Below are 25,297 nucleotides of genomic sequence, written 5' to 3'. Positions count from 1 at the left end.
GGCTTACTGCTTTTCGAAGCCGGCGATGATCTTCAACTCGATCGCGTCGCCGACGACCGGCACGCCATAGCCCATGCCGAAGTCGCTGCGCTTGATCGTGCCGGTGGCGACGAAGCCGACATTTTCCTTCTTGCTCATCGGCTGCACGCCAGCGCCGTAAAATTCGGCGTCCAGCGTGACGGGCTTGGTCACGCCCTTGATCGTCAGGTTGCCGGTGATTTCAGCGCCGCTCGCGCCTTCGGGCTTGACGCTGGTGGACACGAAGGTCGCGGTGGGAAATTTGGCGGCATCGAAGAAATCGGCCTTCATCAGATGCTCGTCCAGCTTCGCCACGCCGGTGCGCAGATTGGCGATGGTGAATTCGACCGACACCTTGGAAGCGGCCGGGTTGGCCTTGTCCAGCGTCAGCGTGCCGGTCGGTTCGGCGATCGTGCCGGCATTATTGGTGAAACCCATATGGTCCCAGGCGAAAACGACCTGCGTATGGCCGCCATCGACCTTATAGGCGCCGCCGGTGACCTTGGCGACGTCCTTGGTGCCGGGCGCAGCGGTCGGCATCTGGGCGACGAGTGCGGTGCCGCCGGCAATAGCGATCAGGGCGGCGGCGGGGATGAGGAACTTCTTCATGAGACAGACTCTCCAAAACGATCAAGGGGCGCAGCTTGAATAAGCCACGCCCCTCGATTGTTCCAGAGCCGTAACCGGAAACGGATCGTTCCCTTTTCGGCCGCAAGATGGAAGCAGGAGAATTGAGCACAACGCCGTTCGTGCTGAGTAGAGGCTGAGCTTGTCGAAGCCTCCTATCGAAGCATCCTTCGATACGCCATTTCGACTTCGCTCAATGGCTACTCAGGACGAACGGTTTTTGTGACCGTCAGTTCTTTTCCTGGTCCACCAGCTTGTTGGCGCCGATCCAGGGCATCATGGCGCGCAGCTTGGCGCCGGTTTCCTCGATCGGGTGGCGCTGGGCCGCGATGCGGCTGGCCTTCAGCTCCGGCTGGCCAGCGCGGTTATCGAGGACGAAGTCCTTGACGAAGCGGCCCGACTGGATGTCGGCCAGCACGCGCTTCATTTCCTTCTTCGTTTCTTCGGTGATGATGCGCGGGCCGGTCTTGATATCGCCATATTCGGCGGTGTTCGAGATCGAATAGCGCATGTTGGCGATGCCGCCCTCATACATCAGATCGACGATCAGCTTGAGTTCGTGCAGGCACTCGAAATAGGCCATTTCCGGCGCGTAGCCGGCTTCGACCAGCGTTTCGAAACCGGCCTGGACCAGCGCGGTCGCGCCGCCGCAGAGGACAGCCTGCTCGCCGAACAGGTCGGTTTCGCATTCTTCGCGGAAGTTGGTTTCGATGATGCCGCTGCGACCGCCGCCCACACCCGAAGCGTAGGAGAGGGCGATGTCATGGGCGTTGCCGGTCGCATCCTGATGGACCGCGATCAGGCAGGGCACGCCGCCGCCGCGCTGATATTCGCTGCGCACGGTGTGGCCCGGACCCTTGGGCGCGATCATGATGACGTCCACGTCCTTGCGGGTTTCGATCAGGCCGAAATGGACGTTGAGGCCATGGGCGAAGGCCAGCGCCGCGCCGGGGCGCAGATTTTCGTGGATGTCGGCGGCGTAGATGGCGGCCTGATGCTCGTCGGGCGCCAGGATCATGAGCACGTCGGCCCAGGCGGCGGCTTCGGCGTTGGGCAGAACCTTGAAGCCTGCGCCTTCGGCCTTCTTCGCGGACGGCGAACCGGCGCGCAGGGCGATGGCGACTTCGGCGACGCCGCTGTCGCGCAGATTCTGCGCATGGGCGTGACCCTGCGAACCGTAACCCAGGATGGCGACCTTCTTGCCCTTGATCAGGCCGATGTCCGCGTCGTGATCGTAATAAACCTTCATGTCTCTTCCCTTTTCATATCCTGACCCTCTCCCTTGAGGGAGAGGATACGAAGACTTGGGCCGACAGGCCCTAGTCGAAGTTGGTGAGGGGGAACCACCGGGTGTTGGCGCTTGCGTCGCCCTCACCCTCCCACCGTTGCGCGGCGGGCCCCTCCCTCTCCACGTGGGAGAGGGGTCAAATCCTCAGTTCGCTTCCTTGCCGCGGATCAGGCCGACGACGCCGGTGCGGCCGACTTCGACCAGGCCGATCTGGCGCATCAGGCCGACGAAATTGTCGATCTTCTCGGTCGTGCCGGTGATTTCGAAGATGAAGCTTTCGATCGTCGTATCGACCACCTTGGCGCGGAACACGTCGGCCAGGCGCAGCGCCTCGATCCGGTCCTCGCCCACGCCCGCGACCTTCACCAACGCCAGTTCGCGCTCGACGAAGGGGCCGGCCTCGGTCAGGTCGGTTACCTTGTGCACCGGCACCAGCCGGTCGAGCTGCGCGATGATCTGGTCGATCACCTTGGGCGGGCCGTTGGTGACGATGGTGATGCGGCTGACGCCATGGTCCTGCGTGATGTCCGCCACGGTCAGGCTGTCGATATTATAGCCGCGCGCGGTGAACAGGCCCGCAATGCGCGCCAATATGCCCGCTTCGTTCGAAACGGTCAGCGACAGGACGTGCCGCTGGCTGAGTTCTTCCTGGATATGCATCAGATGCTTGTCCCGTTATCCGTAACTGCCGCGCCATCATGATCGTCATGGCGCTGCGAAATCATCGCGGTGAAGGCATAGTGCCAGCCGCCGTCCTGCCGATGGGCGAGGCGAACGGGAAAGCCCGTCACCGCGTCGAACATGCGGACCAGATGTTCGCCCACATAGCGGGGACCGGCCAGCAGCGTGCCGATATGCCGCCCGTTAAAGTCGAACCCCTCGTCCAGATGCACTTCCCATTCCTCATTGTCCGGGACGGCATGATCGGTGGTCCAGCCGACGATGTCGGCCGTGCCCGCGATCCGTTCGAAATCCCAAGGCTCCGTCACATGGATGCGGAGCTTCAGATGCTGCGTCACAGGACGGCCATCATACCAGCGCCTTCGCCTCGTCCGACATCACGCCGGCAATCTGGTTGGGATCAAGCAGCATGTCGGTATGGGATGCGCCCGACGGGATCATCGGGAAGCAGTTGGACATTTTCGCGACGCGGCAATCGACGATCACCGGACCGTCGGTTTCCAGCATCTGGCGGATGCCGGCCTCCAGCTCCTGCGGCCCCTCGATCCGGATGCCGGTCCAGCCATAGGCTTCGCCCAGCTTCACGAAATCGGGCAGGCTGTCCGAATAGCTGTTGGAGTAACGGCTTTCATAGGTCAGTTCCTGCCACTGGCGAACCATGCCCATATATTCATTGTTCAGGATGAAGATTTTCACCGGGAGGCGATACTGGCTGGCGGTGCCCAGTTCCTGGATGTTCATTTGAATCGAGGCGTCGCCCGCGATGCAAATGGTGATACTGTCGGGATTGCCCATCTGCGCGCCGATCGCAGCCGGGAAGCCATAGCCCATGGTGCCAAGGCCGCCGGACGTCAGCCACTTGTTCGGCGCGTCGAAGCCGAAATGCTGCGCCGCCCACATTTGGTGCTGGCCGACTTCGGTGGTGATGATGACGTCCTTGCCGGTTGCCTGCGTCGCGGCATAGAGGTTCGCGATCGCGCGCTGGGGCATGATCTCGACGCCGTTTTCGGCATAGTCCAGGCTGCGCTTCGCACGCCAGCCATCGATCCGCGACCACCATTGCGTCAGATCGACTTGTCTGTGATTGCGCTGCTTCCAAAGGGCGATCATGTCTTCCAGCGCGCTGGCGATGTCGGCGACGATGGGAACATCGACATCGACGATCTTGTTGATCGAGCTGCGGTCGATATCGATATGGACCTTGCGGCTGCCCGGCGCAAAGGCGTCCAGACGGCCGGTGACGCGATCGTCGAACCGGGCGCCGATGCACAGGATCAGGTCGGCCTGGTTCATCGCCCAATTGGCTTCGAACGTGCCGTGCATCCCCAGCATCCCCAGCCATTGCTCGGACGACGCGGGAAAGGCGCCCAGGCCCATCAGCGTCGATGTGACGGGCGCGCCGGTCAGCGCCGCCAGTTCGCGCAGCAAGGCGCTCGCCTGCGGGCCGGAGTTGATGACGCCGCCGCCGGTGTAGAAGACCGGGCGTTCGGCCGCGGCGAGCATTTCGACCGCCGCGTCGATTCCCGCCGCGTCCGCCTTCGTCTGCGGACGGTAGCTGGCATGGACCTTCAGTTGCGGCTTCGCATAGGGCGCGGTCGCGATCTGGACGTTCTTGGGGATATCGACGACGACCGGGCCGGGGCGGCCGGTGGTGGCGATATGGAACGCCTCATGAATCACTTCTGCCAGCTTGCCGGGCGTCTTGACCAGATAGTTGTGCTTGGAACAGTGGCGCGTGATGCCGATCGTGTCGGCTTCCTGGAAGGCGTCGGTGCCAATCAGTTGCGTCGGCACCTGGCCGGTGATGACGACCATCGGGATCGAATCCATCAGCGCGTCGGTGATGCCGGTGACGGCATTGGTCGCGCCGGGACCGGACGTGACCAGCACGACGCCGGGCTTGCCGGTCGATCGGGCATAGCCCTCCGCCATGTGGGTCGCGCCCTGTTCGTGGCGGACCAGCACATGCTTGATCGTGGGATGATTGTAGAGCGCGTCATAAATCGGCAGCACCGCGCCGCCGGGATAGCCGAACACGACCTCGACACCGAGATCGATCAGGCATTCAACCAATATGTCCGCGCCGCTCTTTTCGGCCACGATAAAATCCTTCTGTTCTAGGTGCAGGGCGACGTCCTTTGCGACAGCACGCCTGCGATGGCAAGGAGGCTGCCTCTAGTGGACATAAAATGACGGGTCAACCCCTATCGTTGTAATTTAATTACTAATTCGTCGGTAATTTTGGCATCTATCTCTCGTTCCTCGCGCGGCCAAGTCGGCGGGGGCTGGTTCGTGAACCAGGTATATTGGCGCTTGGCATATTGGCGGGTGGCCAGGGTCGCCTTCGCGATACAGCTGTCCAGATCGCTGTCTCCGCGCAGATAGGCGGCGATCTCCGGCACGCCGATCGCGCGCATCACCGGCAGGTCGGGGTGGAGGTTGCGGGTCAGCAGCGCCTCCACTTCGGCGATCGCGCCAGCCTCGACCATCTGCGCGAAACGGCGGTCGCAGCGGTCGACCAGCCAGTCGCGCGGCGGGCGCAGGATCATGGGGGCCAGGGTGATGCGGCCCGCGATGCCGCCTGCCTTATGCTGCTGCCATAGCTTGAGCGGTCGGCCGGTGGATCGCACCACCTCCAGCGCGCGGGCGACGCGGGTGGCATCGGCCGGAGCGAGGCGGGTGGCGGCTTCGGGGTCTTCGCGGGTTAGCGCGGCATGGGCGTCGGCGACCGGCAGGGCGCGCACGGTGGCGCGGATGTCGAGGTCGATCTCCGGCACCGGGGCGATGCCGTCCAACAGGGTGCGGATGTAAAGGCCGGTGCCGCCGACCAGCACCGGCAGCTTGCCAGCCTCATGGGCCGCATCGATCTGCGCCTTCGCCTCGGCCGCCCAGCGCGGGGCGGTGCAAGCCTCCACGCCATCGATATGGCCGAAGAGGCGATGGGGGACGTCGCCCATCTCCTGCGCGCTCGGCCGTGCGGACAGGATGGCGAGGTCGGCATAGACCTGGCTGGCGTCGGCATTGATGACGATGCCGCCGGTGGCTTTGGCGAGCGCGATGGCCAGCGCGCTCTTGCCGCTGGCGGTGGGTCCGGCAATAAGCGCGACGCGCGGGCGGGATTCGCTCGAAGATGGTTCAGGAGTGTGCATGTTCGTCGCGACCTTAGTGGCAAGTGATCGAATCGGGCAGGGGGATATTGCCGCCGCCGCTGATCGGTTGCGCAATGCAGGCTGCGAACCGGGCGATGTCGCATGGCTGGACGAGGGCAAGGCCGCCGATCTCTTCTTCACGATCGATCCGGTCGCGGCCCGCGCGGCGCTGACCGGCGTGGGCGACAAGGTGGACGTGATCGTCCAGCCGGTAGAGGGCCGCGCAAAGATGCTGCTGATCGCGGACATGGATTCGACCATGATCACCGTCGAGTGCATCGACGAACTGGCCGACTATGCGGGCATCAAGCCGCAGATCGCCGAAATCACCGAGCGGGCGATGCGCGGCGAACTGGATTTCGAGGGCGCGTTGCATGGCCGGGTCGCGCTGCTCAAGGGCCTGCCCGACAGCGCCATCGACCAGTGCAGGGAAGAGCGCGTGGTCGTCATGGGCGGGGCCAAGGCGCTGGTCCGAACGATGAAGGCGCGGGGCGCGAAGACCTTGCTGGTGTCGGGCGGCTTCACCCGCTTCACCGGGCCGGTGGCGGACGAGATCGGTTTCGACGCGAACGTCGCCAATGTGCTGGAGATCGCCGACGGCGCCTTGCTGGGCACCGTGACCACGCCCATCGTGGACGCCGCGCGCAAGCGGACGGAACTGGAGGCGGCGATCGCGGGCGGGATCGACCGGGCGCTGACGCTGGCGGTGGGGGATGGCGCCAACGACATTCCGATGATCCAGGGCGCGGGGCTGGGCGTCGCCTATCACGCCAAGCCGGTGACGCGTGCCGCCGCCGCCGCCGAAATCGTGCATGGCGACCTGTCGGTGCTGCTCTATGCGCAGGGCATCCCCTCGGCGGAATGGGCTGAGTAGGGCAGCGTGTTCCCGCCTACGCGGGAACACCTTCGTCTGCTTATGGCGGCTCGCCGCTGATCGGCCACGCTTCATCGTCATTTCGTTCGAGTAATGGATTTTATTCCGTGCCCGCACGTTGGGATCGAGCCGCATGGGTCGCGGCGAGGAGTCTAACGGCGCAAGGCGGCCTGCCGCCCAGGCGTTCAGGGAGTTTCTATGCACTATAAATATCTGGCTTTGGCCGCTGGCGGGCTATTGGCGCTCAGCGCTTGCGCCAAGAATGAGGCGCCGGTCACGGCCGCGCCGCCGGTCGGACCCGGCGCCATCGCCGGCACCGTCGCGGCCGATCGCGATGGCGACGGCTATGTCGATGGCTATTATACCGCCGATGGCATCTACCACGCCGTCCAGGGTCCGCCCTGCCCGCCGCCACCGCCACCGCCGCCGACGCGCCGGGGAGAACGCGGCTGATCCACGCGGTTTTTCGGGCGCGGCGAGTTCGTCGCGCCCCTTCGCTTTCGCTGCTTGCCTGTCTGCTGGCCGCCGCCGTAATTCCCCACGGGGTGCAGGCGCAGGGCGCCGCGGCCGACAAGGCCGCCCAATCGAGCGTCGCCGCCGAAATTCGCGCGGGCGTCAGCGGCAAGCTCAGGGATTTCTACAGCCCGCGCGGTTTCTGGCCGCTCTGGGTTGAACAGGATCGCATCGGGCCGCAGGCCGACGCGCTTCTGGCGTTGATCGCGGATAGCGAGGCCGATGGCCTGAGCCCGCGCGACTATGACGCGCGCGACCTCAAGCGCCTGATCGACGTGGCCGACACCGAGGGCAATACCAAGGCGCTGGCCCGCGCCGACCTCGCTCTGTCGCGCGCCTTCGCCGCGCTGGTCGCCGACATGCGCCGCCCGGCCAGGGGCGTGAAGATGCGCTATATCGACCAGGAGGCGGAACCCAAACCGCCCAGCCCGGCAGATGTCGTGCGCGCCGCATCGCTGGCCCCATCGCTCACCGACTATATCCAGACCGCCGGGTGGATGAGTGCGCTCTATATGCGGTTGCGCAGCGCGCGGGCGCATTATCTCGACACATGGGGCGGACTGCCCGCGGTGCAGATCCCCGAAGGCGTCAAGCTGCGCCCCGGCGGCAAGGCGCCAGAAATCACGCTGCTGCGCCATCGGCTCGGCCTGTCGGACGGCGTCGCCTATGACAAGGCGCTGGCGGCGAAGGTGAAGGCGTTCCAGACCGACCATGGCCTCAAGCCCGACGGCGTCGCCGGCGCGATGACGATTGCGGCGCTGAACGACGGGCCGGACCGCTACGACCGGCTGCTGGCGCTCAATCTGGAACGGGCGCGCGTCCTGCCCGGCCCATGGACCCGCCATGTCGTGGTGGACGCCGCATCGGCGCGGCTATGGTATTATAGCAAGGGCGCGCTGGACGGCACGATGAAGGTCGTCGCCGGGACGAAGGAAACGCAGACGCCGATGATGGCGGGGATGATCCGTTATGCGACGCTCAACCCCTATTGGAACATTCCGTCCGACCTGGTGGAGCGCAAGGTTGCGCCCAAGATCCTGAGCGGCGCGTCGCTGAAAAGCCTGCGTTATGAAGCGCTGTCCGACTGGAGCGCCAACCCCGCGCCACTGGCGCAGAGCGCGATCGACTGGCGGGCGGTGGCGGCCGGGCAGAGCGAAGTGCGCGTGCGCCAGTTGCCGGGCGGCAACAACGCCATGGGGCGGATCAAGTTCATGTTCCCCAATGACCTGGGCATCTACCTGCACGACACGCCCCAGCGCGACCTGTTCGCCAAGGAGGATCGCCATTATAGCAATGGCTGCGTCCGGCTGGAGGATGCGCAGCGGCTGGGGCGCTGGTTCTTTGGCAAGACGCCGACGACCGACAGCGATGCGCCCGAACAGCATGAACCGCTGCCCCAGCCGGTGCCGGTGTTCCTGACCTATCTGACCGCCGTGCCGACCGCGCAGGGGGTGCAGTTCCTGCCCGATGTCTATGGGCGGGACGGGGAGTAGGACGAATTTGTAAACCCGTTCGCCCTGAACTCAGCCCGAACGGGTGCTGGCTTTAATGTCCGATCCCAGCCACCATCCACAGCGCCATCGCGATCATCATCACATTCTCGGTCAAGGACACGAACCCCAGCGGCACGGTGCTGCTACCGCCGACGCAGGCGCATTTGAGCTCGCGCTTTTCGACATAGACCGCCTTGAACACCGATACCGCGCCGATGCCGCCGATGAACAGGGCGACAGGGATCGAGAGCCAGTCGAGCGTCCGCGTCAGCATCAGCACGCCCGCGCCCAGTTCCAGGAAGGGATAGACGAGGCCATAGGGCGGCAGGCGACGGGCGAGCAGGTCGTAGTTCAGGAACATGGTCGCGAACCGGTCCACATCCTGCAATTTCAGCATGGCGAGTAGCATCATCGCGATCGCGACGAACCGCTCCAGCGTCATGAAGGACAGCAGCGGCAGGAAGGTCAGCCAGTTGACCGCCAGCGCCAGCAGCGCCGCCACGGCGAACACCGCCAGCACCGGCACATAGCTGGTCGCGTTGGGGTCTTTGACCTTGAGGCCGAGATAGCGGCGCAGATCGTCATGGCCGCCGATCCGCTGACCGTCGATGACGATTTGCGGCGTGGTCTTGACGTCATGCTGCGCCTTGAATGCGTCGGTTTCCGCGCGGGTCTTCAGCCAGTGATCGTCCACATCATAGCCATGGCGTTTAAGCAGCCAGCGCGCCTTGACGCCATAGGGGCAGATATGGCCGGGCATCACCATGCGATAGATGCTGGCGCTGCGTTCGCCGGTTTTGGGGTCGGGGCTGGTCATCTTGGCATCCTTGGTCATGGGACGGATGCGCCCCATATAGGGGCCGTATCATGGTACGGAGTCAAGAGATGAGCATGACGATTTCCACACTGGCCCGATCGGCCGGGGTACATGTGGAGACGGTGCGCTATTACCAGCGGCGCGGCCTGCTCGACACGCCAGAGCGGGGCGAGGGCGTGCGCCGCTATGGTGACAGTGATGCGCGGCGGCTGGGCTTCATCCGCTCGGCGCAGGGGGCAGGCTTCACATTGGAGCAGATCGGCGAGTTGCTGCAACTGGACGCCGGACAGGACCGGGCGCGGGCGCGGGCGCTGGCGGCGGATCGGATCGCGGCGCTGGACGCTAAGATCGCCGAATTGCAGGCGGCGCGGAGCGCTCTGGAGCGGTTGGCGCGGGAATGTCATGCGAGCGAGGAAGGGCCGTGCCCGATCATCGCGGCGTTCGAGGGGTGAGAGTGGAATAACAGGCGGAGTAGAGTCTACCTACCCAAAAGCGCCGCGCCCTTCTGCCAACCGCCCTCAGCGCTTCTTGCGGCTCTTCTTCTTCGCCGGCGCCTTGGCCGCACTTGCGCAGGGCCAGGCCTTGCGGATCGCGGCGAAGACCTGGGAGGAGGCGGATTTCTTGCGGTCGATCGGGTTCTTGCCCAGATAATCCACCGTGGCCACGCGCAACTGGTTGATCGTCACGTCGCCGGGGATGCAGCTTTTCAGTTTGTTGGCCTCCCGCGTCGTGTTGAACGCATCGACCGCGCCGCTGATATAGCCGACGCATTCATAGGATTTTTCGAAATAATCCTTGCCATCCTTGTCGGTCGTGCAGACGGCGTAGAGTTCGTCGCCGCTGTAGAAGCCGGCCTGCGCCGCGGCCGGCAGGCCCGCGCCGGTGGCGAGGAGGACGGCGTAGAGAAGATGGCGGGGCTGCATGGTCATCTCACTCCATTCCCGCCACCAGACCGTCGATCGCGCCCTGCAAGATATAGCTGGCGGCGAGCTTGTCGACCAGTTCGTCGCGGCGGGCGCGGCTGGCGTCGGCTTCCAGCAGGGTGCGGGTGACGGCCTGGGTCGACCAGCGTTCGTCCCACAGCAGCACCGGGCAGCCCAGGTCCGCGACATTATGGGCAAAAGCGCGGCTCGACTGGCTGCGCGGGCTATTGGTGCCGTCGAGGTTCAGCGGCAGGCCGATGACGATGCCCTTCACATTCTGCTGCGTCATGAAGGCGGCCAGGCCGATCTTGTCCTTGCTGAACTTGCCGCGCGTGACGGTGTAGGCGGGGCTGGCGATCGACCATTCGGCGTCACACAGCGCCAGCCCGATCGTTTTCGTGCCGACATCCATGCCGATCAGCCGTCCGCCCTGCGGCAGCGCCGCGCGGAAGGCCGCGCGATCCGTTGTAACCAGTGTCATGGCGTTCGCCCTGCCACGTCTTCAGACAAGAGTCACTTGCCGGTGAAAGCCGCCAGTCGTTTCTGCGCATCCTCGCGCACATTGCCCCAGAAAAGGCTGTAATCATAGACGTGGTAATTGTTGCCCGGCAGGGTGAACGGACCCATGTCGACCGGCTCGCCGATCATCAGCACGCCGCTGGTGTCGCAGCGCGCGGGGACGATGCCGGTGAGCAGCTTGGGCGGCTGGCCCTGTTCGCGCGCGTCGAGCGTGCCCTTGTTGGCGCTGGCCGGGGCCGCGCCGTTGAACGCGCCGGTGATCGGGTTGGTGCAAAGCATGTGCGTGCCCTTGCGGGGCTTGCCGGTATAGCCGGTCTTGCGCTCGAAGCTTTCGACCACGGCGGAGGGATCGGCCGGTTCGGCATAGCTTTGCCAGCTGACGATGCAATGCGCCTGGTCCTGCCGGCCGCAGGCGGGCAGGCCGAGCGCGGGCAGATCCGCCTCCACCGATACTGGCCAACCCACGGCATAGACGGCGGCGATGCGGTCGGCGACCGGCTTGCCCGCCACCTGTTCGCGCAGCAGTTGCAACAGGTGGCGCGACCCCTGGCTATGGCCGGCCAGGATCAGCGGGCCGGTGGGATTGGCCTTCAGGAAGGCGGCGAAGGCCTGGGCCACGTCGCGATAGGCGGCGGCCAATGCCTGGTCGCCGGCCGGCTTGTCGGTCAGGAAGGCGCCATAATTGGCCTGGCGATAGCGCGGCGCCCAGACCGCGCCCGCGGCGTTGAAGGCGCTGGCCTGCCCCATCACGAAGCGGCGGGCGGTGGCGTCCGCTTCCTTGTCGCCGATCCGGGCGTTCCAGTGCGCGTCGCCAAAGGTGGTGATGTAGCTGGTCGGGTGGATGAAGAAAATGGCGGCCTTCTGGCTCGTGTTGGGCGTGGTGACCCCGGCGGGAGTCCAGAGCGCGACATTATCCTTCACGATGTCGGGCCGCGCCAGCCACATATCGGCGCTGTCATAAGCGTTAGCGGGCAGCGGCTGGAGCTGGGTAAAGGCTTCGCGCGGGACCATCACCAGGCGGATGATCTGCATCCCCCATATGCGGTAGATGAGCAGCGCGGCGATCACCAGCACGACCAGGGTCGCGATGATATAGAGGAATTTGCGGGCCACCCATGCTCTCCGAAATTGTCGCCCTTGTCTGGCGCATGGGGCAGGCGCGCGCAAGAGGCGCTAAAGCGGCCATGCGGGCGGAGCCTGTGAAACGCGCTTGAAGCGGACCGGCGCGGGTGGTAGCGGCGGCCCATGTCGATAGACCTTCAAACCGTGAAAAAGATCGCCAGCCTCTCGCGCATTTCGGTGACCGACGCCGAAGCCGAAGCCATGGTGCCCGAACTCAACAACATCCTTGGCTGGGTGGAGCAATTGGGCGAGGTGGACGTCACCGGCGTAGAGCCGATGACCGCCGTCATCCCCAACCACCAAAGGCTGCGCCAGGACGTCGTCACCGACGGCAATGTGCGCGACAAGGTGCTGGCCAATGCGCCGCAGGCCGAACATGGCTTTTTCGCGGTGCCCAAGGTGATCGAATAATATGAGCAATCTGACTGATCTGACGGTCGCGGAAATTCGCGACGGCTTCCGCGCGGGCGATTTTTCGGCCCGCGAAGTGGCGGAAGGCTTCAACGCCAATGTCGCCGCCGCCAAGGCGCTGAACGCCTTCATCGTGGAAACGCCGGACAAGGCGCTGGAAGCCGCCGATGCCGCGGACAAGGCGAAGGCCGCGGGCGAAACGCTGGGCGCGCTGGCCGGCGTGCCGATCGGCATGAAGGATCTGTTCTGCACCCAAGGAACGCAGACCACCGCCGCGAGCCACATGCTGGAAGGCTTCGTGCCGACCTATGAATCGACCGTGTCGGGCAAGCTGTGGGCCGCGGGCGCGGGGATGCTGGGCAAGCTGAACCTCGACCAGTTCGCGATGGGATCGTCCAACGAGACGAGCTATTATGGCAATGTGATCTCGCCCTGGCGACGCAATGACGGCGGCAATGCCGCCCTCGCGCCCGGTGGGTCTTCGGGCGGTTCGTCTTCGGCGATTGCCGCGCGGCTGTGTCCGGCGGCGACCGGCACCGACACCGGCGGATCGATCCGTCAGCCCGCCGCCTTCACCGGCATTTCGGGCATCAAGCCGACCTATGGCCGCTGCTCGCGCTGGGGCATCGTGGCCTTCGCCTCCTCGCTCGATCAGGCCGGGCCGATGGCGCGCACGGTGCGCGACAATGCGATCCTGCTGGAGACGATGGCAGGATTCGATCCCAAGGATTCGACCAGCCTCGACCTGGCCGTGCCCCAGTGGGAAGCGGGATTGTCGAGCGACCTGCGCGGCAAGACGGTCGGTATTCCCAACGAATATCGCCCCGATGGCCTGAACGAAGAAATCTCCGCCATGTGGGATCGCGGCATCGCCTGGCTGAAGGATGCGGGCGCGAAGGTGGTCGACGTGTCGCTGCCGCATACCAAATATGCGCTGCCGGCCTATTATATCATCGCGCCTGCCGAAGCCTCGTCCAACCTCGCCCGCTATGATGGCGTGCGCTATGGCCAGCGCGACCTGCCCGATGGCGCAGGCTTGCAGGATATGTATGCCGCCACCCGCGCCGCCGGTTTCGGGCCGGAGGTCAAGCGCCGCATCATGATCGGCACCTATGTCCTGTCGGCGGGCTTCTACGACGCCTATTATACGCAGGCGCAGAAGGTCCGGGCGCTGATCGCGCGCGATTTCGATTTGGCGTTCGAACAATGCGACCTGCTGCTGACCCCGACCGCGCCAAGCGCGTCGTTCGCGCTGGGCGAAAAGCAGGCCGATCCGCTGGCCATGTATCTGAACGACGTCTTCACCGTGCCGGCGTCGCTGGCCGGACTGCCGGCGATGGCGGTGCCGGGCGGGCTGGACAGCCAGGGTTTGCCCATCGGCCTCCAGATCATCGGCAAGGCGCTGGACGAGCAGACGGTTCTGAACGCGGGTCTGGCGATCGAGGAACGGGCGGGCTTTACCGCGCGGGCGGACAAGTGGTGGTAAGGTCTGAGCGACGCAAGACATGATGGCATGGGGGCGAGACGATGAAGTCAGGCGGTTTCTATGAACGCAACGCGATCGTCCTCATGGAAGCGCATAATGCGCTCAATCTTGCGTTCGGTGCCATATTGAGCGCTTATGTCGGCAATTCCCTGGCCAATATCGACCATCATTCCTACAATCATGCCACCCTGGCCCGCTTCTTCATCTTGATCGCCATTTCCATCCTGGGATTGTGCGTCGGCAACACGGTCATGCTGCGGGGCGATTTCACCATGGGCGCGATGTTCGCCCTGGTCGCCCTGATCGCAGGCCTTTACGCTTTCCGTGCGGGCGGGGAATTGGGTTTCGAGGTGGTCGTCCTGCGGGTTCTCAGCGAATGCTGGATCGGCGCTTTGCTGATGAGCAACACCGTATTGACGATCATCAACTATATTAATCACCGGAACAGAAGCAGACGGAAAAAATGAGCAGCTATCGCATCCAGGGCGCAACCGGCGAGTGGGAGGTCGTGATCGGCCTGGAAGTCCATGCGCAGGTGACGTCGAACGCCAAGCTCTTCTCCGGCGCCGCCACGGCCTTTGGAGCGGAACCGAACACGCAGGTCAGCCTGGTCGACGCGGCCATGCCCGGCATGTTGCCCGTGCCCAATCAGGAATGCATTCGTCAGGCGGTGCGCACCGGCATGGCGATCGACGCGCAGATCAACAAATGGTCGCGCTTCGACCGCAAGAATTATTTCTACGCCGATCTGCCGCAGGGCTATCAGATCAGCCAGCTCTATCACCCGATCGTGGGCGAAGGGCAGGTCGAGATCGTGCTGGACGAAAAGAACCCCGACACCAGCACCAAGGTCATCGGTGTCGAGCGCATCCATGTCGAGCAGGATGCCGGCAAGCTGATGCATGACCAGCATCCCACCAGTAGCTATGTCGACCTCAACCGGTCGGGCGTGGCGCTGATGGAAATCGTGTCGAAGCCCGACATGCGTTCACCCGCCGAAGCCGGGGCGTATCTGGCGAAGCTGCGGACGATCCTGCGCTATGTGGGTAGCTGCGACGGCAATATGGACCAGGGGTCGATGCGCGCCGACGTCAACGTGTCCGTGCGCAAGCCCGGCGAGGAATTTGGCACCCGCACGGAGACGAAGAACGTCAACTCGGTGCGCTTCGTGATGGCCGTGGTCGAGCATGAGGCGAACCGCCAGGTGGACGTGCTGGAAGCGGGCGGCAAGATCGTGCAGGAAACGCGGCTGTATGATCCCGACCGCAACGAGACGCGGTCGATGCGGTCGAAGGAAGATGCGCATGATTATCGCTACTTCCCCGATCCCGACCTGCTGCCGCTGGAACTGGACGATGCGTTTCTTGAGGCGTGCCGGGCTTCGTTGCCCGAACTGCCCGACGTCAAGCGCAAGCGGTACGAGCAGGCGCTTGGCCTGTCCGCCTATAACGCCGCGACGCTGACCGCGGACGCCGACACGGCGCGCTGGTTCGAGACGCTGGTGAGCGAGGCCGCGCGCATCCAGGGCAAGGGCGAGAGCGACGTCGCCAAGGCGTCGGCCAACTGGCTATTGTCAGAACTCTATGGCGCGCTCAACCGGCTGGGCAAGACGTTGGACACCAGCCCGGTCGGCCCGACCGACGGCGCGGAACTGCTGGCGCTGGTCGCCGATGGCACGATCAGCGGCACGATCGCCAAGCAGGTGTTCGAGATCATGCTCGAAACCGGCGACAAGCCCGGCAAGATCGTCGAGGAAAAGGGGCTGAAGCAGACGTCCGACACTGGCGCGATCGAGGCGGCGGTGGCTGAGGTGCTTGCCCGGAATGGCGACAAGGTCGAGCAGTATCGCGGCGGCAAGGAAGCGCTGTTCGGCTTCTTCGTGGGACAGACGATGAAGGCGATGCAGGGCAAGGCGAACCCACAGGTCGTCAACGAACTGGTGAAGAAGGCGCTGGCGGGCTGATGCTCCGGCGTCGCACCGCCACATTCTGACTTGAGTAGACGCTGAAATTGGCTTTCATGGTCCTGGGCGCGGAGGGACCATGAAATTTCTATCATGCTTAGCATCGGTCGCGCTGGTTCATGCTGCAAGCGTGGAAGCGCGACCTAATTCGGCCGAAGGGGATACGGTTTCGGCGTCAGCCGATGCTGCCTTGAAATCCGGGCACGTCGATAGTGGAACCATCACGACATCTATCGATTTTCCGCTTGAATCTGCAGTTGGTCCGGTTCGCGCCGGTCTGTTGTGTCTTCCCAAAGGCACGGTACGCGGCAAGGATTTCGTACGATCACAGCGAGATCTGGCGAGGATGGTGCGACAGGCCGCGTCCGAACAGGATGGCACCGGCCGGGCGTTTGCCGATTTGCAAATCCATTTCCAGGGACTTCGGGTCCAGCTGTGCGCCAAGTCATGGGGTGTCTTTGGTATGGGCGATACTCAGGCGCTTTCGGGCAAGGCGGATTTTGTTTTCGCTTGGTCGCGCGGACCCGGCACGCCTGCTGAAAAACAGGTCTTCCGGCTTCAAATCGACCTTAGCAAGAATGACGCGATGCCGCCTGACGACATCATGCGGGAAGCGCTGAACCGGCTTCTGCTCCAGATCAGCCAAGGTTCGCAGTAGCCGCCCACAGAAAAGGGGCGCCGCCGGGGGGCCGGCGACGCCCCTCTTTTATGTCCGGCGCCCTTGGGGAGGGATATTGCCGGAGCGGAAGGGACGGACCGGGAGGGTCTGTGGGGTGTGGCCCGTCCTTTCCTGTTCAAGACGTCACAGGACGAAGTTAACCGTCGCCCGAAATGAGATGGCGACGTGATTTTGTTGTTCTTCCGCGCCGAATTCACCGCCCACGCGGAACGTGTCGGTGCCGCCATAGAGGCGCGCGCGGCCGGTCCAGCCATTGGTGCGGTCTTCGGCGACCAGGGTGAACTGGTCGCCATCCTTGAAGGACGCGCTGGTGTCGCCCAGCGACCCGCCCACGATCTGTCGACGCCCGCCTTCCAGTTCCAGCCGGACCCAGCCATCCGCCTTGTCGAGGCTGCCGAAGTCGTAGCCTGCGGTCACTGTGCCGTTGGCGGTCAGTTCGTCGCTGGTGCGGCCCAGAACGGTCAGGTTGAACGCATCGCCGCCGCCGCTTTCGCTATAGCCATTCTCCTTGAGCCGGTAATAGTCGATGCCGACCGCGGGACGCAGGCCGAAACGGCCCATCTGCCACTGATAGGAAGCCCCGGCCGTGCCGGACAGCAGCGTGCCGTTCCAGTTGCCGTCCGCCGTGCGCACGACATCGCCGCTTTCGAAATGGCGGCTGCCGTCGAACTTGATGCGCGCTGCCGACAGGCGGGCGAAGCTGAGCAGCGGACCCCATTGGCCGCGCCAGTGCGCCGCCAGTTCGAACTGGTCGGAATCGACCGCATTGTTGGAACTGCCGCTGCTGTCGCTGCCATGGATATAGGCGAAGGAACCGCCGAACGCGCCAATGTCGCTCAGATATTCCAGGCCGCCGCCCGCGCCCCAGCCGTTGATGTCGTAGGAGGCGGTGCTGCCCACGCTTTTGGCGCTGCCAAAGGCGACCTGTTGCAGCCAGAAGCCCAGACGGCCGTCCTTGGTGCGGTAGATGCCATTGGGGTCGGACAGGATGCGGGCGGTCGCGCGCGATCCCGACGTAACGGCTTCGAAGGTGCCGCCGGCATGGTCGGGCAGCATCTGGCGCAGATTGGCGGTCAGCGTCGATCCGTCGGTCACCGCCAGATAGGCATCGGCCACGTCGGCGTCATTGTCCAGCGCGTTGAAGATCGCCGAATAGGCGCTGGCGGTCGATCCGCTCAGGCCCAGTTCCGATACTGTCTTGGCCGCGATCGACAATGTGACGGTGCCAGCCGTGCTGTCCCCCGCGACGCTGCCCTTGAACATATAGGGCAGCAGCGTGGTGGCGCCGAGCGTCGGCGATCCGGTGAGCGATCCGGCGCGCACGATGACATAGTCGCCGGCCGATCCGCCCACTTCGGTCAGGTTGACCTTCACCTGCGAGCCGGTGGCGAATCTGGCCGCGCCGGCGACGTCATAGACGGTGTTGACGCCGGTGGCGGCGTCGATGGTGACGCCGATCGTGGAGGTGCCGCTGGCGGCGAGCGAAGCGAGCGCCACGGCGCCGCTATTGGTGGCGTTCAGCGTGCCGCCGTTCAGCACTGCCGCCATATTGCCCCCATTGCTGATCGCGCCCGTCAGCGACGAGGCGCCGCCCAGCGTCAGCGTGCCCGCGCCGCCGCCGAAATCGACGCCCCCGGTGACGGCGGCGGCGTCCGCCAGCGTCAGATTGGCATTGCCCGCGCCAAAGGCGATGTCGCCGGTCAGGCTGGACGTGCCCGACAGCGAGACGCTGTCATTCCCCGCGCCCAGGCTGAGGTCGCCGGTGATCGCGCCGGCCGATACGGTCAGCACGTCGTTACCCGATCCCAGGCGGATGTCGCCGATGATGCTGGGGGCGGTGGCGGTGGAGGAGGCCAGCGCCTGCGTCACGGTGACGCCGCTGCCATTGGCGCTCAGATCGATCGCGATATTGGTCGCGCCGCCGTCGGCGGATATCGCGCCTGTATTGCTGAGGCTGGATAGGGTGCCGGACGAATCGAGAATGGCGATGGCTGTACCATCCTCGTCGCTCGACGCGCTCGCGCCGACCGTACCGCTGACCTTGATCGCATCCACCGAAGCGCCGGCGTCGATCACGATGCCGCGCGCGCTGGTGTTTTCCAGCGCCGATCCGGTGGCGCCCACCGCGCCGCTCACCTCGATCGTGCCGGTGCTGGCGCCCGATCCGAGCCGCAGCGCGGTGGCGTTGCTGTCATAGGATATCGCCGCGACCGTGCCATCGACCAATATGCCCTTGGCGATGGTCACGTCGCCGCCCAGGCCGCCCACGACCAGGCCGTTGGCGTCTACGCCGTCATAGATGCCATAGCCGGCGATCGCGCCATTGACAATCAGGCCATAGCCTGAACTGTCGGCCGCCACCGCGCCGATCGTCGTGGCGCTGTCGGCCGCGCCGACCTGCACCGCTGCGGCCGATCCATAGGTGACGACGGACGCGGCGCCTTCGGTGCTGTCGGTCAGGCCGTCATCATCGATGTCGGTATCGTCCTCGTCATCATCGTCGCTGGCGGTCGGCGGCACGTCGAAAATGACGCCGCCGGTGACATTGCCGGCAATGACCACGGCCGATCCGCCCTGGAGCAGGTCGTCGGCGTCCAGATCGTCCGTATCGGTCGGCCGGGTGGTGCTGCGATAGCCGGTGCTGACGATCGTGCCCTGGATCTTGAGCGCGCCGTCGATATCGCCCAGCAGCGCCGCGCCGATGCTGTTGGCGCCCAACACCGACGTCGATCCACGCAACGTCACGTCGCCGGTGACGTCATTGGCCAATACGCCATGGCTGTTGTCGCCAACGACCGAAATGGCGCCGCTGGTGGACAGGTCGCCCGTCAGTGCGCCGTCCAGGCGGATGCCCGCCGACTGGTTGCCCTCGATCGTGATTGTCCCGCTATGGGCGATGTCGCCGATATGGCCTGCGCCGGACTGGATCCAGATGCCCTTCTTGTTGGCGCCTTCGGCGAACGCGCCGTCGATATCGCCATCGTCGTCTTCATCCTCTGCGCTATAGTCTTCCGTCAGCGTGATGGTGCCGCTGTTGGTGATATTGCCGGTCGTTCCCGGCGCGATCAGGATGCCGGTCACATTATCGGCGTCGTTGATGGTGATGGCGCCGGTGTTCGACACGTCATTGTCGCTGTCGACCGTGACGGCGGCGCCGCTGGTGAGCGTGATGGAGCCGGCCGAACCGATGGTGATGTCGTCGGCCGCGCCGCTGGCTATGGTGGAGGTCTTGACGGCGGTCGTGGTGGCGGTGCTGATGGTGGTCTCTGCTGCCGCGTCGGCCACGGTAAGGGCCACGAGCACGGGCGCGATCGCCGTGCAGGCCAATAGATGTCGCATGATGTCTCCTCTGCGTGTCGCGCTGTATCAAGTGCGCGCGTGCGCATGGGACGACGCCAGACCGTGGCTTCCGTCAGGCGATGCGATGAATGGTTGTTCAGAAAGCGAAATCGACCCCGACACGGATGGTGCGCGGGCGCAGCGGCGTATAATAGTCAGTGCGCAGGTCGAACGGCGTGCCTAATGAAAAGCGATTGCCATTGCTATCGAGCAGGTTGGTCAGCGACAGGGAATATTGCACGGGACCGCGCGTCAGGCTGGCGGACAGGCTGGTGTCCACATAATCGCCCTGGGTCTGACCCAATATCGGGCCGACACCCAGCCGCGACTTGCCGACATAGCGGGCCGAACCGGACAGATGGAAGCGCATGGCGTCGCCCACTTGCGCATTATAATCGACAGCGATCCGGCCGCCCAGATTGGCGACATTGGGCAGGGTCAGCGACCGGCCGTCATAGGATAGCGCGCGAATATAGTCGTTGGGCTGGGTCAGGCGACTGTCATTATAGATGATGCTGCCGTCGAGCGTGATCGCCGGGGTCGGCCGCACGACGATGCGCCCTTCGACCGTATAGATGCGCCCGTCGCCGATATTGGCCGTGGTGGGCAGGCCGATGCGGTCGGTGACGTCGGCCTGGATGTTGCGCCAGTCGGTATAGGCGATGTTGGCGCTCGCGGCGAAGAGGTCGCGGCCCGGCACGCCCTTGCGCGCGCCGATCTCCACGGTGGACACGCGGTCGTTCTGGAATCGGCGCACCCGCTGGTCGTCGACGGCCAGGCCGCCGGGGCGAAAGCCCTGCTGAAAGCGGGCGTAGAGCGTCACGTCGGGGATGGCGTCGGTCAGAATCGAGGCCGAGGGCAGGAAGATCGTTTCGCTGCGGTCGGCCTGCGCCTCCGCCCGCGCCAGTTCGCTGTCGGAAAGCGCGGCGACCGGATCGAGCGCCTCGCCCGACAGGCGGCTGTTGGTCAGGCGCCCGCCAAAGGTCGCGATCAGCCCCTTGACCGGCTCGAAGGAGGCTTCGCCGAACAGGGTCGCTTCCTTGACCATGTTGCGCACGCCGGTCGCCGGTGCGGCCATGCCGCGGCCGAACATCGCGACGCCGGGGATGATGACGGGCTGCATCTCGGCGGTGCCGAAGGAGGTGAGCGATCGATTGAGGTCGGACGTGCTTTGCAGATAGGAGGCGCCCAATATCCAGCCCAGCCCATTGTCCAGGTCACGCACCAGCCGGTTTTCGGTCGTGAAGATGGCGACCTTGTTGCGCTGGCGGAACAGGGCGGGTGGCCCGCCCGGCTGGGTCGCGTCATAGCTTTCGGCCAGGACATGGCGGACATAGCCGGTGGACGACACGAAGCGGAGATTGTCCCACTGTTTCTCGATCCGCAGGTTGCCGAGCAGATAGTCCGATTGATATGGCTGGGCGACGGCGGAGGCGCGTTGCAGACGCCCGACCGACCGGGTCGCATATTGGGCGTCGTCGCCGTCTATATGCTGGTAGACGCCATTCAGGTCGATGGTCCAGTCGGCGTCGGGCGCGAAGCGCAACGCGGCGCGGCCGCCATAGGTCCGGGTGCGGTTGACGTCATCCTTGCCGCGATTGACGTCGTCGATATAGCCGCCATCCTGCACCCCATAGCCCACGACGCGCAGCGCCAGCTTTTCCGACACGATCGGCAGGTTGAGCGTCGCACTGATGTCGCCGCCCGGATCGCCATGCTGGGTGGCGGACAGGCCGGCCGACATTTGTCCGCCATATTGGGCCAGATTGGGGGCGTTGGGCATGACGCGAATGATGCCGCCCAACGATCCCGCGCCATAGAGCGTACCCTGCGGCCCCTCCAGCACCTCGACCCGGCCGACATCATAGAGCTTCAGGTCCGGGTCGGGCGCGGCATAGTTCAGGCGCATGTCGCCCAGATATTGGCCGGTGGTCGCCTGGGTCGGTCCGGCGACCCCCGAATCCGCGATGGCGCGGATGAACAGCTTGTTGCGGCCCGCGCCCGCATGGGTGGAACTCAGGCTCGCGACGCGCGCCAGCAAAGTGGCGGTGCCGCCCGCCGCCTCCGCCGCGCTGAACAGGCCGCCATCCAGCGCCTCCACCATGCCGGCATAGCGGGGCAGGGGCGTGTCGCGCTTGGAGGCGGTGACGATGATTTCTGCGGCGGGCTGTTCGGCGACCGGGGCGGCCTGGATCGGGGCGGGCGCGGCGGATGGCGAGGGGCGCACGACGCGGGCGCGCACGATGCGCCAGCCATTGTCGCCAATCCGCTGCGCCTTCGCGCCGCTGCCCTTTAGTAGCTGTTTCAGCGCGGCTTCCGCGCTCATCCGGCCCTGCACGGCGGGGGTGCGGATGCCGGCCAGCGACTGGTCCGACATGCCGATGCTGGCGCCGGTTTGACGGCCGAGCGCTATCGCCGCCTCGCCCAACCTGCCGGGGGCGATGCTGATAGCCTGTCTTTCCGCCCCGGATGCGGGCGTTGCCGTCGCTAAGACGATCGCGATTGCGGGGGCGGTGACGATAAGGAGGTCAGCTCTGCGGCCCATTCCCTTCCTTAGTCGGCCCTTCCTGCAAGAGCCAGCCATCGCCCCGCCGCACGGCGGTCAGCCCCATCAGCGGCGCGGCCTGCGCAAAGAACAGCGCCGGATCGCGGTCCAGCCGGATCGTGCCGGTAAAGCGCATCGCCCGCGCGCCCGGCGTCGCGGTCAGCGTGACGCCCAGCGATCGGCCGATATCCTGGCTGATGTCGCCCACGGCGGCATTGGCATAGACCAGCCGGCCCTGGCGCCAACTGGCGACCGCGGCGGGGGCGATGTCCATGACGCGCAGGCCCTGCGCATCTTCCGCCAGCGCGCGGCCGGCGGGCAGGGCGATCGCTTCGGCCTGCGGATTGTAGATCACTTTGCCTTCGGACACGCCGATGCGGGTCGCGGCGTCGGTATGGACGATGTTGAATATCGTGCCGGCATCTTCGAACACCGTATCGCCCACGGTCACGCGGAACGGGTTGGCGGCGTCATGGCGCACGGTGAAGGCGGCCTCGCCCGTGTCGAGCGCGGCGAAACGCGCATCCTTGCGATCGAAGCGCATCGTCGTGCCGCCATTGAGTGCGACGCTGGTGCCGTCGTCCAGTGCGATGACGCGGGTTTCGCCGGGGCGGGTGGTGACGCTGTAGATATCGCTGCGGTTGAGGACAGCGATCGAGACAGTTGCAACCAGTGCGGCGGCAATCGCGCCGCCGCCGATCCAGCGCAGGGGACGGCGCGTGCGCACGCCCGGATCGTTCGCCGCGACCGGCATTACGACGGGTTCGGGCGGCAGGATGCTGTCCAACTCGCTGTCGGCCAGCATCATCGCGTCATAGGCCGACGCATGGGCAGGATCAGCCTCCAGCCATGCGGTGAAGCCGTCCCAATCGGCAAAGTCGGGATCGCGCGTGCGGACGACCCAGCCCAGCGCTTCCTCGTTCATCATGGCTCCAGCCCCGTTTCTTTTGCGCCCCGTACTAGGGCAGACGCCGCCAGCCTGCTCATTCCGTATCCAGTGTCTGCTTGAGCGTCAGCATCGCCCGATAGGCCTTTTGCAAGTCCTTCTCCACCGTGGTCAGGCTAACCCCCAGTTCGTCGGCGATCAGGCGCTGGCCGACTCCCTCGATCCGGAAGCGGCGGAACACCATTTCGACCCGCGGCCCCAGGTCGCGCAGCACCGCGCGGGCCTGGTCGAGTTGTTCGTTGAGGACCATGCGGTCGTCGACGGCGATATCTTCGGTCGGGTCGGCCATCACGCCGCCCGCGCCCTCCGCCCAATCCTGTTCGCGCCGCTCGCGCCGGGTGGCGGAGCGATAACGGTCCAGCATCAGATTATTGGCCATGCGATAGAGATAGGGCAGCGGATCGGACACCGGGCCAAGATCCTTGGCCTCCAGCTTCATCCACATATCCTGCAACAGATCCTCGGCATCTTCGCCCGCCCCACGCGCGCGCAGAAAGCGGAGCAGGGCGGCGCGGTTGGCCATGAAGATTGCGGAGAGGCCGGTGGCCATGCCTGTGGTGGTCCAGTGTAAGCGGTTCTGGCGCGTTGCCATAGAGGGGCGGGTGGGGTCTTGGCAACGGCCAAGCTGTTTACCTGTCGGCGTCGCTGGGTTAGCGCGGACCGGCACGACAAGAGGATCGGCATGACGGATGGTGTAGACAGGGCGGCGTGTCAGGCCGCGGGGATGGACGCCAACAGGCTGGAGGCGCTGGTCGGCTTTCTGGACCGCACCTATCTGGCGACCGGCAAGCTGCCGCACATGCAATTGTTGTTGTCGCGCGACGAACGGCCGCTGGTGGCGGTGACGCGCGGCGCGGCGCGGGCGACCGGCGAACCGCTGCGCGACGACGCGCTGTTTCGCATCGCGTCGATGACCAAGCCGGTCACGTCCGTGGCCTTCATGATGCTGGTGGAGTCCGGGAGGGTCGCGCTCGATACGCCCGTCACCGACGTCATCCCCGAATTTGCCGACCTGCGCGTGGGGCAGGCCAATCGCGCCAGGCCCAAACGGGCGATGCTGATGATCGACCTGCTGCGGCATACGTCGGGCCTCACCTATGGCCTGCAACGCCAGACCCCGATCGACGCGCGCTATCGCAAGCTGGGCCTGGACGAGTTCCAGCAGAAGCGGACCTCCGACCAGTTCGTCGCGGACCTTTCCACCCTGCCGCTGGAATTTTCGCCGGGCGAGCGTTGGAATTATTCGGTGTCGAGCGACGTGCTGGGCGTGGTGGTCGAGCGACTGTCGGGCATGGATCTGGAGACGATGTTCCGCACCCGCATCTTCGATCCGCTGGCCATGGTCGATACGACTTTCGTCCTGCCCGATGACAAGGCGGACCGTATGACGGACGCCTGGCGGCTGGACGAGGCGGGCGGCCTTGCCATCGCGGACATCGGCGCGCGCAGCGGCTGGCGGCGGACGGGGCGTTTCCTGTCGGGCGGCGGCGGGCTGGTCTCGTCGGCGGCGGACTATCATCGCTTCGCCCGCATGTTGCTGCGCGGCGGCGAGTTGGACGGCGTGCGGCTGCTGGCGGCGGAGACGGTGGAGCAGATGCGCAGCAACCAGTTGCCGGGCGGTGGCGACCTGTCCACCATGTCCAGCGCGATGTTCAGCGAAGCGGATTATCAGGACGTCGGCTTTGGCCTGGGCTTCGCCATGGGCATGGAAAGCCAGGAATATTATTGGGGCGGCGTCTTTTCGACCTATTTCTGGATCGATCCCCTCGCACGGCTGATCGGCATTTTCATGACCCAGCATCTGCCATCCAGCACCTATCCGGTGCGCGCCGAACTGCGCGTCGGTGTGGCAGGGGCGGTTCTACGGCGATAACGGCGCAAGGTTCCAGCGAAAACGGCTGAAA

Annotated in this window: 24 protein-coding genes; 10 read left to right on the top strand and 14 right to left on the bottom strand. The window is 65.3% G+C overall.

Annotation, left to right across the window (positions count from 1 at the left end; genetic code table 11):
- Window positions 1-3 precede the first annotated feature (3 nt).
- The 6 genes from EWH12_RS08655 to miaA form a co-directional block, all read right to left on the bottom strand.
- Window positions 4-627 (bottom strand): YceI family protein, encoded by a 624-nt coding sequence (locus tag EWH12_RS08655; RefSeq protein WP_129926327.1) that lies wholly within the window; start codon window positions 625-627, stop codon window positions 4-6.
- Window positions 628-874: 247 nt separating this feature from the next.
- On the bottom strand, window positions 875-1,894 hold the full coding sequence (gene ilvC, locus EWH12_RS08650; protein WP_129926326.1) for a ketol-acid reductoisomerase: 1,020 nt from the start codon (window positions 1,892-1,894) through the stop codon (window positions 875-877).
- A gap of 183 nt (window positions 1,895-2,077) precedes the next feature.
- The gene (gene ilvN / locus EWH12_RS08645; RefSeq protein WP_066603127.1) at window positions 2,078-2,593 is read right to left on the bottom strand and encodes an acetolactate synthase small subunit; all 516 of its coding nucleotides are present in this window, start codon (window positions 2,591-2,593) and stop codon (window positions 2,078-2,080) included.
- Window positions 2,593-2,952 carry a hypothetical protein gene (locus EWH12_RS08640; RefSeq protein ID WP_066603124.1) on the bottom strand — a complete coding sequence of 120 codons (360 nt, stop codon included), beginning with the start codon at window positions 2,950-2,952 and terminating at the stop codon, window positions 2,593-2,595. Before EWH12_RS08640 ends, ilvN begins: the two co-directional genes overlap by 1 nt.
- A gap of 10 nt (window positions 2,953-2,962) precedes the next feature.
- The gene (locus tag EWH12_RS08635) at window positions 2,963-4,714 is read right to left on the bottom strand and encodes an acetolactate synthase 3 large subunit (RefSeq protein ID WP_129926325.1); all 1,752 of its coding nucleotides are present in this window, start codon (window positions 4,712-4,714) and stop codon (window positions 2,963-2,965) included.
- A gap of 104 nt (window positions 4,715-4,818) precedes the next feature.
- Window positions 4,819-5,763: a tRNA (adenosine(37)-N6)-dimethylallyltransferase MiaA gene (gene miaA / locus EWH12_RS08630; protein WP_129926324.1), complete on the bottom strand. Its 945-nt coding sequence runs from the start codon at window positions 5,761-5,763 to the stop codon at window positions 4,819-4,821.
- On the opposite strand from miaA, the gene serB reads away from it, so the two are divergent.
- The 3 genes from serB (at window position 5,762) to EWH12_RS08615 (ending at window position 8,643) form a co-directional block, all read left to right on the top strand.
- Window positions 5,762-6,637 (top strand): phosphoserine phosphatase SerB, encoded by an 876-nt coding sequence (gene serB / locus EWH12_RS08625; protein ID WP_129926323.1) that lies wholly within the window; start codon window positions 5,762-5,764, stop codon window positions 6,635-6,637. The genes miaA and serB overlap by 2 nt on opposite strands.
- A gap of 198 nt (window positions 6,638-6,835) precedes the next feature.
- On the top strand, window positions 6,836-7,090 hold the full coding sequence (locus EWH12_RS08620) for a hypothetical protein (protein ID WP_066603109.1): 255 nt from the start codon (window positions 6,836-6,838) through the stop codon (window positions 7,088-7,090).
- 92 nt (window positions 7,091-7,182) lie between these two features.
- Window positions 7,183-8,643, top strand: coding sequence for a L,D-transpeptidase family protein (locus tag EWH12_RS08615; RefSeq protein WP_242495995.1), 1,461 nt, complete (start codon window positions 7,183-7,185; stop codon window positions 8,641-8,643).
- A gap of 52 nt (window positions 8,644-8,695) precedes the next feature.
- On the opposite strand, the gene EWH12_RS08610 is transcribed toward EWH12_RS08615, so the two are convergent.
- Complete coding sequence (locus EWH12_RS08610) at window positions 8,696-9,460, bottom strand: glutaredoxin family protein (protein ID WP_129926321.1); 765 nt, start codon at window positions 9,458-9,460, stop codon at window positions 8,696-8,698.
- 68 nt (window positions 9,461-9,528) lie between these two features.
- Here EWH12_RS08610 and EWH12_RS08605 point away from each other — a divergent pair, with 68 nt between their 5' ends.
- A complete protein-coding gene (locus EWH12_RS08605) occupies window positions 9,529-9,912 on the top strand; it encodes a MerR family transcriptional regulator (protein WP_066603103.1) in 384 nt (127 codons plus the stop codon).
- A 66-nt stretch (window positions 9,913-9,978) separates the two neighbouring features.
- On the opposite strand, the gene EWH12_RS08600 is transcribed toward EWH12_RS08605, so the two are convergent.
- Genes EWH12_RS08600 through EWH12_RS08590 form a run of 3 tightly spaced genes read right to left on the bottom strand, consistent with a single transcriptional unit; the run spans window position 9,979 to window position 12,015 of the window.
- Window positions 9,979-10,389 carry a Rap1a/Tai family immunity protein gene (locus EWH12_RS08600; RefSeq protein ID WP_129926320.1) on the bottom strand — a complete coding sequence of 137 codons (411 nt, stop codon included), beginning with the start codon at window positions 10,387-10,389 and terminating at the stop codon, window positions 9,979-9,981.
- Window position 10,390: 1 nt separating this feature from the next.
- Window positions 10,391-10,864, bottom strand: coding sequence for a Holliday junction resolvase RuvX (ruvX, locus tag EWH12_RS08595; RefSeq protein ID WP_066603098.1), 474 nt, complete (start codon window positions 10,862-10,864; stop codon window positions 10,391-10,393).
- A gap of 32 nt (window positions 10,865-10,896) precedes the next feature.
- Window positions 10,897-12,015, bottom strand: coding sequence for a DUF3089 domain-containing protein (locus EWH12_RS08590; protein WP_129926319.1), 1,119 nt, complete (start codon window positions 12,013-12,015; stop codon window positions 10,897-10,899).
- A 132-nt stretch (window positions 12,016-12,147) separates the two neighbouring features.
- Between EWH12_RS08590 and gatC the strand changes: the two genes are divergently transcribed.
- From gatC to EWH12_RS08565, 5 genes are all read left to right on the top strand, one after another.
- Window positions 12,148-12,435 carry an Asp-tRNA(Asn)/Glu-tRNA(Gln) amidotransferase subunit GatC gene (gene gatC / locus EWH12_RS08585; RefSeq protein ID WP_066603089.1) on the top strand — a complete coding sequence of 96 codons (288 nt, stop codon included), beginning with the start codon at window positions 12,148-12,150 and terminating at the stop codon, window positions 12,433-12,435.
- Between the two features lies 1 nt (window position 12,436).
- Window positions 12,437-13,921, top strand: coding sequence for an Asp-tRNA(Asn)/Glu-tRNA(Gln) amidotransferase subunit GatA (gatA, locus tag EWH12_RS08580; RefSeq protein WP_129926318.1), 1,485 nt, complete (start codon window positions 12,437-12,439; stop codon window positions 13,919-13,921).
- Between the two features lie 41 nt (window positions 13,922-13,962).
- On the top strand, window positions 13,963-14,388 hold the full coding sequence (locus EWH12_RS08575; protein ID WP_129926317.1) for a hypothetical protein: 426 nt from the start codon (window positions 13,963-13,965) through the stop codon (window positions 14,386-14,388).
- Entirely contained in the window at window positions 14,385-15,884 is a 1,500-nt protein-coding gene (gene gatB / locus EWH12_RS08570) for an Asp-tRNA(Asn)/Glu-tRNA(Gln) amidotransferase subunit GatB (protein WP_129926316.1), read from the top strand. The genes EWH12_RS08575 and gatB overlap by 4 nt, the downstream gene beginning before the upstream one ends.
- 79 nt (window positions 15,885-15,963) lie before the next feature.
- Entirely contained in the window at window positions 15,964-16,542 is a 579-nt protein-coding gene (locus EWH12_RS08565; protein ID WP_129926315.1) for a hypothetical protein, read from the top strand.
- 144 nt (window positions 16,543-16,686) lie between these two features.
- Here the strand turns inward: EWH12_RS08565 and EWH12_RS08560 are convergent, their stop codons facing one another.
- From EWH12_RS08560 to EWH12_RS08545, 4 genes are all read right to left on the bottom strand, one after another.
- Window positions 16,687-19,902, bottom strand: coding sequence for an autotransporter outer membrane beta-barrel domain-containing protein (locus EWH12_RS08560; RefSeq protein WP_129926314.1), 3,216 nt, complete (start codon window positions 19,900-19,902; stop codon window positions 16,687-16,689).
- Window positions 19,903-19,999: 97 nt separating this feature from the next.
- The gene (locus EWH12_RS08555; protein WP_129926313.1) at window positions 20,000-22,447 is read right to left on the bottom strand and encodes a TonB-dependent receptor; all 2,448 of its coding nucleotides are present in this window, start codon (window positions 22,445-22,447) and stop codon (window positions 20,000-20,002) included.
- The gene (locus EWH12_RS08550) at window positions 22,431-23,375 is read right to left on the bottom strand and encodes a FecR family protein (protein WP_129926312.1); all 945 of its coding nucleotides are present in this window, start codon (window positions 23,373-23,375) and stop codon (window positions 22,431-22,433) included. The genes EWH12_RS08555 and EWH12_RS08550 overlap by 17 nt, the downstream gene beginning before the upstream one ends.
- 55 nt (window positions 23,376-23,430) lie before the next feature.
- Window positions 23,431-23,943: an RNA polymerase sigma factor gene (locus tag EWH12_RS08545; protein ID WP_066603067.1), complete on the bottom strand. Its 513-nt coding sequence runs from the start codon at window positions 23,941-23,943 to the stop codon at window positions 23,431-23,433.
- A 132-nt stretch (window positions 23,944-24,075) separates the two neighbouring features.
- Here EWH12_RS08545 and EWH12_RS08540 point away from each other — a divergent pair, with 132 nt between their 5' ends.
- Window positions 24,076-25,266, top strand: a complete 1,191-nt coding sequence (locus EWH12_RS08540) for a serine hydrolase domain-containing protein (protein ID WP_129926311.1) — start codon at window positions 24,076-24,078, stop codon at window positions 25,264-25,266.
- Window positions 25,267-25,297 lie beyond the last annotated feature (31 nt).

The sequence above is a fragment of the Sphingobium cupriresistens genome, assembly GCF_004152865.1.
In the GTDB taxonomy this organism is placed as follows: domain Bacteria; phylum Pseudomonadota; class Alphaproteobacteria; order Sphingomonadales; family Sphingomonadaceae; genus Sphingobium; species Sphingobium cupriresistens.
This window is presented reverse-complemented; position numbering and strand designations above follow the sequence as displayed.

Excerpts from the sequence above, each read along its gene's own strand:
- EWH12_RS08655 (WP_129926327.1), bottom strand. The coding sequence starts at position 627 with ATGAAGAAGTTCCTCATCCCCGCCGCCGCCCTGATCGCTATTGCCGGC.
- ilvC (WP_129926326.1), bottom strand. The coding sequence starts at position 1,894 with ATGAAGGTTTATTACGATCACGACGCGGACATCGGCCTGATCAAGGGC.
- ilvN (WP_066603127.1), bottom strand. The coding sequence starts at position 2,593 with ATGCATATCCAGGAAGAACTCAGCCAGCGGCACGTCCTGTCGCTGACC.
- serB (WP_129926323.1), top strand. The coding sequence starts at position 5,762 with ATGTTCGTCGCGACCTTAGTGGCAAGTGATCGAATCGGGCAGGGGGAT.
- miaA (WP_129926324.1), bottom strand. The coding sequence starts at position 5,763 with ATGCACACTCCTGAACCATCTTCGAGCGAATCCCGCCCGCGCGTCGCG.
- EWH12_RS08620 (WP_066603109.1), top strand. The coding sequence starts at position 6,836 with ATGCACTATAAATATCTGGCTTTGGCCGCTGGCGGGCTATTGGCGCTC.
- EWH12_RS08610 (WP_129926321.1), bottom strand. The coding sequence starts at position 9,460 with ATGACCAGCCCCGACCCCAAAACCGGCGAACGCAGCGCCAGCATCTAT.
- EWH12_RS08605 (WP_066603103.1), top strand. The coding sequence starts at position 9,529 with ATGAGCATGACGATTTCCACACTGGCCCGATCGGCCGGGGTACATGTG.
- EWH12_RS08600 (WP_129926320.1), bottom strand. The coding sequence starts at position 10,389 with ATGACCATGCAGCCCCGCCATCTTCTCTACGCCGTCCTCCTCGCCACC.
- ruvX (WP_066603098.1), bottom strand. The coding sequence starts at position 10,864 with ATGACACTGGTTACAACGGATCGCGCGGCCTTCCGCGCGGCGCTGCCG.
- gatC (WP_066603089.1), top strand. The coding sequence starts at position 12,148 with ATGTCGATAGACCTTCAAACCGTGAAAAAGATCGCCAGCCTCTCGCGC.
- gatA (WP_129926318.1), top strand. The coding sequence starts at position 12,437 with ATGAGCAATCTGACTGATCTGACGGTCGCGGAAATTCGCGACGGCTTC.
- EWH12_RS08575 (WP_129926317.1), top strand. The coding sequence starts at position 13,963 with ATGAAGTCAGGCGGTTTCTATGAACGCAACGCGATCGTCCTCATGGAA.
- gatB (WP_129926316.1), top strand. The coding sequence starts at position 14,385 with ATGAGCAGCTATCGCATCCAGGGCGCAACCGGCGAGTGGGAGGTCGTG.
- EWH12_RS08565 (WP_129926315.1), top strand. The coding sequence starts at position 15,964 with ATGAAATTTCTATCATGCTTAGCATCGGTCGCGCTGGTTCATGCTGCA.
- EWH12_RS08560 (WP_129926314.1), bottom strand. The coding sequence starts at position 19,902 with ATGCGACATCTATTGGCCTGCACGGCGATCGCGCCCGTGCTCGTGGCC.
- EWH12_RS08555 (WP_129926313.1), bottom strand. The coding sequence starts at position 22,447 with ATGGGCCGCAGAGCTGACCTCCTTATCGTCACCGCCCCCGCAATCGCG.
- EWH12_RS08550 (WP_129926312.1), bottom strand. The coding sequence starts at position 23,375 with ATGATGAACGAGGAAGCGCTGGGCTGGGTCGTCCGCACGCGCGATCCC.
- EWH12_RS08545 (WP_066603067.1), bottom strand. The coding sequence starts at position 23,943 with ATGGCCACCGGCCTCTCCGCAATCTTCATGGCCAACCGCGCCGCCCTG.
- EWH12_RS08540 (WP_129926311.1), top strand. The coding sequence starts at position 24,076 with ATGACGGATGGTGTAGACAGGGCGGCGTGTCAGGCCGCGGGGATGGAC.